8 protein-coding genes are annotated in these 12767 nt (G+C 60.3%); all 8 read right to left on the bottom strand.

Annotated features, from left to right (window positions below):
- Positions 1-158 precede the first annotated feature (158 nt).
- The 8 genes from KSW38_RS05235 to KSW38_RS05200 all read right to left on the bottom strand — a co-directional run bounded on the left by KSW38_RS05235 (position 159) and on the right by KSW38_RS05200 (position 12764).
- A complete protein-coding gene (locus KSW38_RS05235; protein ID WP_216923486.1) occupies positions 159-917 on the bottom strand; it encodes an SDR family NAD(P)-dependent oxidoreductase in 759 nt (252 codons plus the stop codon).
- Positions 914-2662, bottom strand: coding sequence for a D-apionate lactonase family protein (locus tag KSW38_RS05230; protein WP_216923485.1), 1749 nt, complete (start codon positions 2660-2662; stop codon positions 914-916). Before KSW38_RS05230 ends, KSW38_RS05235 begins: the two co-directional genes overlap by 4 nt.
- On the bottom strand, positions 2659-4401 hold the full coding sequence (locus KSW38_RS05225; protein ID WP_216923484.1) for a DUF5605 domain-containing protein: 1743 nt from the start codon (positions 4399-4401) through the stop codon (positions 2659-2661). The genes KSW38_RS05230 and KSW38_RS05225 overlap by 4 nt, the downstream gene beginning before the upstream one ends.
- Entirely contained in the window at positions 4385-5665 is a 1281-nt protein-coding gene (locus KSW38_RS05220) for an MFS transporter (RefSeq protein WP_216923482.1), read from the bottom strand. Before KSW38_RS05220 ends, KSW38_RS05225 begins: the two co-directional genes overlap by 17 nt.
- Before the next feature lie 61 nt (positions 5666-5726).
- Entirely contained in the window at positions 5727-7490 is a 1764-nt protein-coding gene (locus KSW38_RS05215; RefSeq protein WP_216923480.1) for a DUF5605 domain-containing protein, read from the bottom strand.
- Positions 7491-7501: 11 nt separating this feature from the next.
- Positions 7502-9022, bottom strand: a complete 1521-nt coding sequence (locus tag KSW38_RS05210; protein ID WP_254186096.1) for a glycoside hydrolase family 43 protein — start codon at positions 9020-9022, stop codon at positions 7502-7504.
- Entirely contained in the window at positions 9019-11835 is a 2817-nt protein-coding gene (locus KSW38_RS05205; protein WP_216923477.1) for an alpha-L-rhamnosidase, read from the bottom strand. Before KSW38_RS05205 ends, KSW38_RS05210 begins: the two co-directional genes overlap by 4 nt.
- A gap of 71 nt (positions 11836-11906) precedes the next feature.
- Entirely contained in the window at positions 11907-12764 is an 858-nt protein-coding gene (locus KSW38_RS05200; RefSeq protein WP_216923475.1) for an ATP-binding cassette domain-containing protein, read from the bottom strand.
- Positions 12765-12767 lie beyond the last annotated feature (3 nt).

Genomic DNA, 12767 nt, shown 5'->3' with positions numbered 1-12767 from the left:
GACTATGACCGGGGTACAGCTGCTGGCTGGACCCCGGTCATAGTCGTGCACGGTCAGCACCGCTTTCCTCCGGACTGTCGGCTTTTAGTGCCTCGACAAAACTGAAGGTCCCCGCCAAAGGATTGGCGAGGACCGTCTCAGAAATCTGCAGGGACCGATCAGAGGGCTGTCAAGCCTCCATCGACAGTGAAGATGCCCCCGGTTGCGTATGCTGAATCGTCGCTGGCCAGGTAAACCATAATGCCTTCGACGTCGGCCGCCGTGCCGGCCCGGCCAAGCATGGTGGCGTTCACCAATCCGGCCCTACTCTCTGGGTCATCAGCGATCGTCTGGACGAGCGGAGTTTCTGTGTACCCCGGGACCACAATGTTGACCCGGATTCCCTCGGCCGCGTAATCCGCTGCGACCACACGCGCCAGCCCGTGAACTCCGGCTTTGGAGCTGGTGTATGCCGTGAATGTCTGACCGCAAGCTACAACGGCCGTCGGGCTTCCGGTGACGATGATCGATCCTCCCCGATTCTCCATGGCGCGGACAGCGTGCTTAAGTGTCAGAAAGGCGCCGCGCTGGTTGATGGCCATGGTGCGTTCCCAGACTTCAAGGTCCAGATCGCCGACCTTTGCGTCTTGCCCAAACAGTTGAACCCCGGCGTTGGCTACGACGATGTCCAGGGCCTCGTCCTTACTTGCAAGGCTGAACGCCTCAGTGACGCTGGTTTCGTCCGAGACGTCCACCCGTACCGGGACTGCCCGATCGGTCCCCGCTTCTGCCGCCGCCTTCGCTGCCGCGTCAACGTTTATGTCGGCGAAGTACACCTTGGCCCCTTCTGCTGCGAATCGTTGGGCGACCGCCAGTCCAATTCCGGAACCCGCCCCGGTGACAAGAGCTTTTTTCCCGAAGAGTCGGTTGCTGGTCATGTGGTTCTTCCTTCTGTCTTGATGTCTTGGATGATGGCTGACCATGGTTCGAGGGCAATCTCCGCGGTGCTGCCGCTGGGCAGCTGCACCTTCCCGGTCATGAGTTTCTGTGTCAGGTTTGCGGCGAAGAGTACGATTTCGTCGTCCGCCTGGACCGGGTACAGGACAAGCCCCGAACGGACTCCCAGGACCTTGAGGACGTTGTGGCCACGAAGTGCCGCGATGGAGGCGAGGACCTTCCCTGCGTCCGTCAATCCGGTTGGTGTACTGATGCCCCGAGGTCCTTCCGATTCAAAGTAACTGATGCTTTGGACGCCGGGAATGCTAAGAGCTGCGATGCTGCCCAGAACCCAGGCCGCCGCAAATGGGTCCAATTGAAGCGGATCTATCGGCGCTTCTGTGGAGCCTCTTTCCGCGCCTGTGGAAGTGGCCACCGCGTTGAACCGGGGTTTGAGCGTGACCGGGCCCACGTGAAGCGGACGGCCTCCTGAGATTCGCAGGGCATTTTGCGCCGTCAGCCGCTGCATCGGAAGACTTTCCACCAGATGGTGAACCTCTGTCGCGTGCATCTGCGGGGTGATGCTGTAAGCCAGCGCCTCGGCATCAGCCGGCACGATATGGGCATTGCGATTGAGCTCGGTGAAATGAGACCGGGCACCTGCGATGAGCGAGGCGGTCAAACCTGCATCGTCCGCAGCGGATTTCAGAGCTTTCCAAAGGTCCGGTTCCGTAATGTGGCGGGTTGAATGGAAAACACCGAGTCTCGCAATGTTCCGGGTAGGAACAAGTTGCAGCAAATCCGGTACTTCATTGGGTGTTTCGGCGCTGAGCCGGACATCCAAAGGCACTTGAAGGGCCTCGGCCATATCTGTGGCATACCTGCCAAGCTGCGCCACTCTTGGCGCTCCAGCAACAAGTTCAACCAGCAAGGACTCGACACCTTCAAGGAACCCGGTTTCTGCATGCGGTTCAGATATGGAGGCGACAGGCAAGGACAACGCCGGCACAACGGACTCGATGTCTGCGGTGATGACCAGGTCCTCAGCCAGGTTGCTTTCCGGCGCGGGATACTGACCACTCAGTGCCGTCAGCCTCACGCTTTGGTGCAGCCGGCTTCCCGCAGGGACGTCCATCGGGAATGGCAGAGCCAGTGGCCGGCTGTACGTTTTGAAGGAGGCGTCGGTCCAGTTGCGTTGGTCTTCCGTCTCGAAAATATCGCCGGTAAATGCCAGCTTGAAGTCAGTTCCGTCACGCTGCCACCGCATGGTGGCAATGTTCTGGAACGGCTGGTGCGGACTGATATCCACCGGGAACGTCGACGGCGTGTGGTCACCGGAGTTCCCCCCGATGAGAACTTCCCTTCCTGCGTCATCGGGCCTGTGAAGCACAACCAACCCTATGCGGTTGCTCTGGAAATCGGCGGGCGATACCCCGTCGAAGACCACCTCGAGGGAATCGGCCGAAATGGCGATTCCCAACGTCCCGGAATAACGGTAGCCGTACCCGTCGAATTCAAGATCCAGGAGCAAAGAAGTGCCCTGCTTGGCCGGAATCCGTTCAATGCCCCGCAGGACCGGGACCAGCGTTTGCCAGTCCCGGTCCCGGACTACTGCACGAATTCCCCGCAGCACCGGAACGCCGGCGTAGCTGATGTCAGCGATTTCATCCTGGCGCAATTCCGCCCGCCAGGCACCTGCTTCAAGGACCTCGGAGGCTGCAAAGAGCCGTTCACGATTGTTTGTCACAGCGATTCCTGCTGTACGCGAACGCGCACAGCCATATACGGACGAACCGGCAGCTCAACCCGCGCTCGGCCTGAGCAGTTTCCTGGCAGCGTCTCGATGGTCATTGCCCACGTGTCGATCACGTCAATGACTGCCTTGCGGCCTTCAGGGATTCCCAAGGTGACGTACCGGTACTGGCTAAAACCGTTGTAGTGAATTTCGTATTCGCCTGCCACCCCACCGGAAGGCGTGGGGTTTGTCAGCGGCAATGGTTCCAAGCGTCCGGTCGGCGATTCAGCCACCAACTTGTCGAGGAAGGCGATCCTGTCTGCGCTCTTGCCTACCAGTTCGCCGCCCTTGGCCCACCAGAGTTGATCTTCGGGATGGTAGTAGGTCTCCCCGTGCGTGTGATAACCGCCGCGCAGAGTGGTCTCCCACACCCGGCGAACGACTTCTTCAGCGGAAATGCTTCCCCATTCGTATTCGAGGTCGCCTTCATAGCCGATTTCGTCCAGGATGACCGGCTTGCCCCACTTTTCCCGAAGGTCTTCCACCAATTCTGCCGTCTTGTAGTAGTCCACCTTCTGCAGACTGCAGTGGGTAGCCCACGAAGCCGAATAGTCGTAGATCCGGGTGCCGTTGTGGATGGATATCAGGTGCCTTGCGTGGTCCTCTTCGGTGACGATCTTCGCGTAGCGTTCCCAGTCCTCCGGCATCTTTGTGGTCATGAAGTCGTACTCGTTAGCCAGGGACCACCACACATTCGGAAGTGCTGCCAGCCGTCGGACTACATAGCGAAGATACCGGTCGTCCGCTGCGGCTCCCAGATCCTGGAAACCCCACCGATCGTAGGGGTGGAAAAGGATAACGTCTGCTTCGATGCCCAGCTTTCCAAGGTCGCGGATGCGGTTTTCGAAGTGCTGAAAGAACGCGGGGTCAAAGCGGGTGGTGTCCCAGTTCCCGCTTTCACCCTCAAAGGGGTAAAGATCGGGCTCGTTGTCGTTGAAGATAAACGCCTTCGGGAAGACGCACATGCGGACTTTGGTGAAGGGACTAGTGGACAGCGTCGCCAGGGTTTTCTTTTGCAGCTCAGGGCCTTGGTGGGTCCATGCATACAGAGTGGTCCCCACCGGCCGGAAAACCTCGCCGTTGGCGTATGAGAAGTGGTACGTGTCTGCCACCCGCACGGCTCCGCGTGCGTGGCTTGGTTCGACGCTGAAAGTACCTGTGTGCCCGTCCAAAGAACGTGCCGTGGATTCCGTCCGGAACTGCCACGCCCCCGCTGTATCCGGGAGGAAGCGGACAACGTACCGACCGTTGCCGTCGTAGAAGCCTCCTACACGGATTTCTTCGCCGTTCAAGGAGAAGTACGCTTGGAGTTCAACGTCGGTAAACGGGTTACCATGCGAGGGTCCCTCCAGGACCATTTCAACGGTCTCGTTAACTCGCCCACTCGCGGGAAGAATGATCCGCGCCGATGCAATGGCAACCTCCGGCCCTTCATATCCGGGGTTGGGCTCGATCGGCGGCAGTTCGACGCGATCGGGTACCTCAATGGTGGAGAGCTTTAGCCACAACTTCTCTTGTGCCGCTTCCTTTACTCGGAAGACCGTGGCCAAAGCCCCAATGGGCAGATCAATAGCCCCACCGTAGTTTTCGGGGTGGCTCGCGAAATCCGGCAAGGCTTCAGACAACGCTGCCCTCCCCGCTTCGTAGTCAAAGATCAGTCGGGCTTGCGTGAATTCACTCATGTACGCCATCGATGGCTTCCTTCTCTTTCTTACCCGGTTTTTTCGGGCGTCGTTTGATGTAAATTTCCCAGATGACTGCGGCGATTAGAGCCACACACATGCAGATGGCCGCCCAGAAAGGCAAAACTGTCAGCGAGAGGTGGTCGATCACGGCTCCACCCATGAAAGCCCCGCCGCCGATACCCACGTTGAAGGCTGTGGTCTGCAGGGCTGCCGCCACATTGCGAGCGCCGACGGATGCTGACTGCATCATGCGGGTTTGGAGCATGACCGGGATGCCCCCAAAGACGGCTCCCATGACGGTGATCAGGATCCAGACGGGAATTTGGGAGTTCATGGTTGCGGCCACGGGGATGGCGCACAGAATGCCGACTTGGGTGGCTAACGATGCCAGGAACATCCCGGTGGGGAACTTCCTGTAGAAGGCACCAGTCACGGCCACACCCACCGCGCTGGCAATCCCTGAGACGAAGAGAATCACGGGTACGCCCGCGGGTGCGAGATTCACAACGTCCAGCAGCCAAACGACGGTGTACGTTCCAAAGCTGATCTGTGCGGACACCACCATGAGGATCAGCACGGAAATGATCAAAATAGCGGGAATGCTCTTGTCACGCCCCACCGGGCCGGTCTTTGGTGGCTTCGTGTCAGCGCCGTGCGGGTGGACGGCAGGAAGCATCCACACCATCAGCAGCATTAAAACGATGACCAGCCCTGCAAGGACTGCGAAGGCTGACCGCCATCCGAAGATCTGACCCAAGGCATTGCCGAGCGGGGTGCCGATGACGCCGGCAACTGACCCGCCTGCCGCTGTGATGGCCATGGCCTTGGCAAGCTGGGTTGGCCGGACCAGGTAGGCCGGGTAAGCGGCGACGACGGTCCAGAACGCTCCATGTCCAACCGCTCCCAGAATTCGTGCGCCCAGCAGGAACTCGAAACTGGGCGCAAGCACCAAGACGACGTTTCCCGCGCCGATGAGGGCGAAGGAGATCAGCACTATGGTCTTGCGTGGGATCCGGCGGGTCAGGATCGCCAGCGGCGCCGCGGTGAGGATGACAGTCAGGGCGAAGACCGTCACCATATTTCCAACGTCGGATGCCGACCGGCCGAAGTCTGCCGAGATCTGCGGGATGAGTCCGCTGGGCAGGAACTCCGTAGCCATCGATATGAACATTGCCCCGGAAAGCGTCAGCAGACCAACAACTGGTAGTCGTTCGCCGGAATTGGCTGGTAAGTGCCGGCCCGTAACGTCCGGTTTCACGGAAGAAGTCATCCTGTTTCCTCACAAGATTGATGTTTCCTGCCGCGAAGAATGCGGATCAGTGGCCCGTAATTCAGTTGGTTGTAGCTGAGGCCCGACGTATCCGGATTGCCATGTACTCGCGCCCGGGCAGCTCCACTTTTATCCGGCCTTCAGCCGCATTGGGCATCGTGGTGATTTCCATGTTCCAGGTATCGATGACATCGACGTGCCACTGCCATCCCGCGGGAAGCAAGACGGAGCGGAAGCCGGGCCGGCCCATGCCCAGGTAGATGATCCGATGGTCATCGTCGCCGCCAGTGCGGGAATCCCAGTCCCCAGGCAGCGGATCCCACCGTCCGGTGGGCGCTTCGGCAATGAGGCGGCGCAGAAATCCTATCCGCTCCGGTGACTGGCCTTTGAGAGTGCCGCCCTTGGCCCACCAGATAACGTCTTCCTCGTCGAGGTATGTTTCGCCGTGGTTGACGTAGCCACCCCTTACAGCTCCTTCCCAGCAGCGACGGATCAGTTCCTGGGGGCTGATATTTCCCCATCCTTCGGCGACGTCGCCTTCATAGCCGACCTCGTCGATAACGACAGGTTTGCCCCACTTTTCACGCCACACGTCCGTGTTCTCGGCCGTAAGGTAGTTGTCCGTTCGCTGAATGCTGCAGTGGGTAATCAAAGGCCTTGAATAGTCGTAGAACCTGGTCCCGTTGTGAATGGACAGAAGATGTCCGGTGTGGTCCTCTTCCCCCACTATTGCGGCGAACCGTTCCCAATCCTGCTCAGTCTTGGTTTGCATGAAGTCGTACTCGTTTGCCAGTGACCACCAGACGTTGCGGGTTGCTCCCAGGCGTCGAACGACATATCGCAGGTAGAGGTCATCCGCCCATGACGGCATGGCTGAGAACCCCCACCTGTCATAAGGGTGGAAGAGGATCAGGTCTGCTTCTATCCCCAGCGCTTGAAGATCGTTAATTCGATGTTCGAGGTTGTGGAAGAAAGCGAGGTTGAACCGGCTGAAATCCCAGCTGCCATCAGGGTTCTTCTCGAAGGCGTAGTTCTCGGGCTCATTCGCGTTGTACGAGTATGACTTCGGGAACACGCACATGCGGATTTTTGTAAAAGGGCTTTCCGCAAGCGTATGCAGAGTTTGATCCTGTAATTCCGCGCTTTGGTTGGTCCAGGCGTAGGCGGTGGTTCCCAAAGGCAGATATGGTGTGCCGTCTGCGTACGCAAAGTGGAACGTGTCACGAACCCGCACAGGGCCCCGGTTGCCTTCCTCCGGCCCCGTGGCTTCGACGGTGCCCGTGGCTCCGTCGAGCTCATCGGCGTTGGACCGCACAGTGAATTCCCAGAGACCAGGCCTTGGAGGCATGAACCGTATGCGATACAGACCTTCCCCGTCGTAGAAACCTCCAACTCGCACTGCGTCATTGCCGGAGCGGAACCTAGCTTCCAGTTCAACGTCCGTGAACGGATTTCCGGTTGAGGGCCCGTCCAGAACAATCTCAGCGACTCCCCATTGCTGGGATCGGATGGCAAGGCTCGTGACAGGATGCTGCGCATGGCGGCTTGATTGCACCCCGGTTGAAGTCCGAGGCGCGGGGCGCTGAAGTGCGGCGCTCCTTCGGGGAGACGATTCGACGGCGGCCATATCCGCCCATAGCTCGGTGAGGTCAGGCGTCTGCTCGCCCACTCCACGGGCCCAATGGGCCACTTCGTCCAGTGTTGCCAAGGGACTGAGGGACCAGTCGTTCCACGTAGCGAAACCCGGCAGGTGGTTGTCCAACACGCGGGCGGCGTTGGGATCGGCCAGGATGTCTACGAGCGGTGCTTCTTTCGTGAAAGGCATGGAAAAGTTTCCTACGTTTGTGGAGTGTATGGGGTGTAACGCATCGACAGGAAGGTCCCCTGGCCCTGAGAGCCTTGAATGGCCAGCATGCGTCCGGTGAAACCGGACGCAACCTCCGTGGACAAATAGCGGCCGTCGAACCGGCCCAGCAGGTGCTCACGACCCTCTTGAACAACAGACAGCACGATCTCGTCGGGACCTCCATGCCCCAACGGGACTGGCGGTGATAATGGCGGCGCACTCTCAATACGCAGGGTGGTTTCCGCTCGAGCTTCAGTTGAGCCCAGTTCGTGGTGGATCCCACCAAGGTGAACCCAGCCGCTGACGCGTCCGGCTTCGACCGTCAGTCCATAGCAGTTGCGGTCGTCGATGCGTAGGAGAAAGCTTCCTGAGCCGGAGATTACGGTCTCGGCACTCCATCTCAGGTCGCGCACCCTGGCGCAAAGAAGCCCCATAGATCCGTCCGCCAACCTCGAGAGCCCAATACCGCCGTCGGGCGCTTTGGACACAATGCTTTCGGGCTCGCCCGACGGAACCACCCAGCGCCGGTGGAGGCGCGCATCAGAGAAATCATCCGAGAAGGCTGTGTCAACAGCGGGGACACAGAAGCGATCCTCGTCGAAGACCGGCCACCCGCCCATCCAATCGATGCCTGCGACGAACGTTTCGCGGCCCAGGACATGAAATCCAGGCGTGGATCCGCGTGGCCGGACGCCAAGGTACACGGCAGCCCAAGCGCCTTCGGGCGTCTGGACAAGGTCAGCGTGACCGACGTTCTGGACGGGGTCGATAGAGCTGCGGTGCGTGAAAATCGGGTTATTCGGACAAGCTTCAAAAGGCCCCGAAGGATGCAGGCTGCGTGCAGCCGTTACGCAGTGGCCCCGCTCGGTGCCTCCCTCCGCCAGAAGGAGGTACCAGTAACTGCCGTTTCGGTAGAGGTGGGGGGCCTCGACGGCACCCATTCCGCTACCTTGCCATATCGGATACGGCGCATCGCGGAGCTTTCCGGTGCTCGCATCAAGACGTGCTTGCAGGATACCGATTTCACCCTCGGTGAAGCTCATGGCCTTCCAGCTCAGGTAACAGTCGCCGTTCTCGTCCCAGCACAGGTCCGGGTCGATGCCGATCGCTTCGCCGATGAACACCGGGTCGCTCCATGGCCCTGCCGGGTCTGTTGCCTGGACCAACACCTGCCCGGCACCGTAATCGCTGACATTGGTGGTGATGAACCAAAAAATCCCGTCGTGCTCCCGAAGGGTGGAACCATAGATGCCGGTCGAAGGACGCGGGTCCCCCAGACGGAACTGGCTACGGCGGTCAAGGATGTGGCCTTGCTGGGTCCAGTTCACCAAGTCGGTGCTGTGGAAGATGGGCGCACCGGGAAAGTACTCGAAGCTGGACGTCGACAGGTAGTAGTCATCCCCCACCCTGCAGATGGTCGGGTCCGGGTAGAACCCGCTCAGAATCGGCTGAGTGGCAGAATTCGTCATCTGCTTGCCGTCCGCGCCCGTCAGCGTTGACGTAGCTGTCATGACGTAGAGCCTTTCAGGATTTGCTCTACTTTTTCGCGCAGGGGAACGCTACGGCTGATCCACGGTTCGGGAGCCAGAGCATATCCCAGGTTGCCGACGGGTTCGTCCAGATACCTGGCGAGTTTGTCAGCGGTCTGGGCCTCACCCTCGGGGGCAATGCCTGTTTCGACCGCGGCGTCAACCACGGCCGACCAGGTGAGCGGTTGACGATCCAAGAGTTCGCGGATGGTGAGGGCGTTGCCCTCATCGATGTTCGGAGTGGGATCGGCAACGGTCCACGTGTGGGTTCCATGCGGAACCGCCTCGGGTACCTTGGTGCCGGGGACATGAACGACGGCGGTAGTACCGACCGGCACGGCAACGTCGAGGATCAGTTTTCCCCCTACCCGCCGCCACTGAACCGATGCTTCACCATAAGGGGTGAGGTGCCTTGCAGCTGCCGAGGTGAGGGCCGCCGTCGCGCGTGGTTGGACAATGATCCGTCGGTACCCCGGCGCGGCAGGTGCCAGTCCGGCGACGGTCCGGTGAAGCCAGTCCGCCACCGCCCCCAGCGCGTAATGGTTGAACGAGGTCATACCGCCAGGATTGACGCTGCCATCAGGTCGCAGGCTGTCCCACCGTTCCCAGACGGTGGTGGCACCCATCGTGACGGGGTAAAGCCAGGACGGGCACCCGGTTTGGAGGAGCAAACGGTAGGCAACGTCCACTTCACCGGCGTCCGTCAGGGCATCACAAACGAGCGGTGTGCCAACGAAACCGGTACTGATCCGGAATCCACTGACACGAACCAGATCCGCGAGCCGGCGCCCCGCCTCTTGACGCTGGTCTTCACTGGGCAGCAGGGCCCATTCGAGGGCCATTGCATACGCCGTTTGGGTGTCGGAAAGGATCCTGCCTGAAGGGGTCACGTAGGAGCGGGCAAAAGCGGCGCGCACCTCTTCGGCGAGCTTGTGATAACTGGCGGAGTCCTCGTCGTGACCGAGCACGGCGGCGGTGTTAGCCAGTACCTCTGCAGAACGCGCCAAGTGCGCCGTAGCAACGACATCCGGATCCGTTTTGGCCCGCGCCGCGTCTTCCGGAGGGGCGCTGGGATCGAGCCAATCTCCGTATTGAAAACCACCTGTCCACAACATGTCATCACCGGCCAGTGAGGCAACCTTATCGACATATTTGCATGCACTCGAATACTGCTGTTCCAGGATCAGGCGGTTGCCTGTCCTTTGGTACAACGTCCACGGAATGAGTACAGCCGCATCTCCCCAGGCAGCCGTTGGGGTGTTCGTGAAATCCGAGTGGATGACGTCCGGGACAACGTGAGGTACGGAACCGTCCGGGAGCTGCTCCGCGGCAAGGTCGCGGAGCCAGGACCCAAGGAACCCGCCAACGTCGTAAAGGAACGACGCTGTGGGAGCGAAGATTTGGATGTCGCCAGTCCATCCAAGCCTTTCGTCACGTTGGGGACAGTCAGTTGGCACATCGACAAAGTTTCCGCGGATGCTCCAGTTGACGTTCTCGTGGAACCTATTTAGCAGCTCGTTCGAGGACGAGAACCAGCCGATGCGTTTCAGGTCCGAACCGATGACGACGGCCTCAATATCATCGACTTTCAGGTCCGGGACGCCGCTGACTTGGGCGTAGCGGAAGCCGTGCAGGGTCAAAGAGGGTTCCAGCGTTTCTTCCGCAGCCCCTGCCACTACGAAGGTGTCGGTGGCTTTCGCCGTACGCAACGGCTCGGTGCAGAGCTCGTCGTTTTCAAGAACTTCGGCGTGCTGGATGACCACTTCGCTGCCCTCCGGCAGGCCGTGGGTCCGAAGCCGGACCCATCCAACGAGGTTCTGCCCGAAGTCGACCAGCGTCTTTCCGGAACGCGAAGTGAAGACGGACACTGCCGGGAGCACCTCGGTTGGACGGATCGCCGGGCCTTCGGGGGCAACGAGCAGAGAATGATCCGCTGAAATGACTTCTACAGCGCTGCGGGGAACGACGGTGACTGCTTGGTCGCGCAGGTCGGTGCTCTGGCCGTCGTAAAGATCGTCGGCGAGGATATTGCTGTTGTGGGCAGTCCAGGAACCGTCGGACAGCAGGACGTGGACGCCGCCGTCCGCTGTGGAGACTTCCAGTTGTGCCAGGACGGCGAGGCGCTCGCCATAGATGGCGCTCTTGTTTTCGAAGCCCAGCCGCCCACGGTACCAGCCGTTGCCCAGCAGCATGTCCAGGTTGTTCGAGCCTTTGCGCAGCAGCGACGTGACGTCATAAGTCTGGTAGCGAAGACGGTTCTCGTACGAGGTCCAGCCCGGCGCCAGCACAGTGTCGTCGATACGCTGACCGTTCACGGTGGGGATGTAGATACCGTGGGCCGTGGCGTACAGACGGGCCCTGGTGATATCTGCAGGCAGGTTCAGGACGCCCGAGAGGATGGGTGCGGGCATCCCGTTCGCGCCTATTTCAACGGGGCTGACGAAGTTAGCCCGCCAGTCCGATGGATTGAGCAGACCGGTTTCGGCCGTTGAGGCTTCGCTCCAGTCACTCCAATCCTCGCCATCGCTGACGCGTACCCGAACGACTGCGGACTCCCTGGACCTCAGCTCCGGCGCAGGCCATGGGACCAGCACCTGGTCGTTGCTCTGGACACGGTAGACCTCTGCTCCTTCACCGCGGGTGACCTCGACTTCGTAGGCGGACTGTGTGTATCCGGCATCGGCGACAGGCACAAACCAAGACAGTCGCGGGGTTCCTGTACCCAGTCCAATAACGGGTGAGGTTTCAGTTCGTTGTTCAAAGCGAAGGCCTTGGGGAGCGGCAGCGTATGCCATCAGTGTCTCCAGACGGTGTTGTATCGGGCGCTGGTCCCTATGACGAAGGGTCAGCTGATTAAGCGAGAGGGTCAGAGCTGTGCAGGCGCGCCTCTGGGAAATTCCGCGGCTTTTTCAGCTGCAAGGAACTGGAGGCGGGCGGCTCGGCGTTCGCGTTGCTTTTTCGGGTCTGCCACTGGCGCTGCCATTTGCAGGCTGCGGGTGTACTCGTGGCGTGGTGCACGGGCAACCTGATCAGCTTCGCCGATTTCAACCACCGATCCCTGATACAGCACGGCGATTCGGTCGCTGATGGAGTTCACGACTCCCAGGTCGTGGCTGATGAACAAGTACGCAACCCCGGTCTTTTCCTGCAATTCCTTGAACAGGGTAAGAACACGGGCCTGAGTGGTAACGTCCAGTGCGCTAGTGGGTTCGTCGCAGATGATGACAGAAGGATCCAGAGCCAGTGCCCGTGCGATGGCAATACGCTGGCGCTGCCCACCGGAGAACTCTTTCGGGTAACGGCTGCCCGAGTCGCTGGGCAAGCCAACAGAATCGAGCAGCTCCCTCACCCGCTGGCGGCCACCGGCGGCACCGGCGGCGGCCATGGGCTCCACCAGGATGTCCTCGACCGTCATGGACGGGTTCAACGACGAGTAAGGGTCTTGGAAGACCACTTGGATACCGAGGGCCACCTTCCGCCGCTGGGAGCGGGAGATGTTGCTGATGGTGTCGCCACGGAACTTGATGGAACCTTCAGTGACGGGTGCGAGCCCGAGAATGGCGCGGCCGATGGTTGTCTTGCCTGATCCGGATTCACCTACCAGGCTCAAAGTTTCGCCGGCGTTCAGTTCCAGGCTCACATTATCGATGACCTTCTTGGAAAGCCCGCCCCGCCCCGTATAGGTCACCACGAGATTTTCGACCTGAAGTATGGGAGTAGTCATGCT

The organism is Paenarthrobacter aromaticivorans (assembly GCF_019038615.1).
Classification (GTDB): domain Bacteria; phylum Actinomycetota; class Actinomycetes; order Actinomycetales; family Micrococcaceae; genus Arthrobacter; species Arthrobacter aromaticivorans.
The sequence above is the reverse complement of the archived record's forward strand: the minus strand, read 5'-3'. Positions and strand labels throughout refer to the sequence as shown.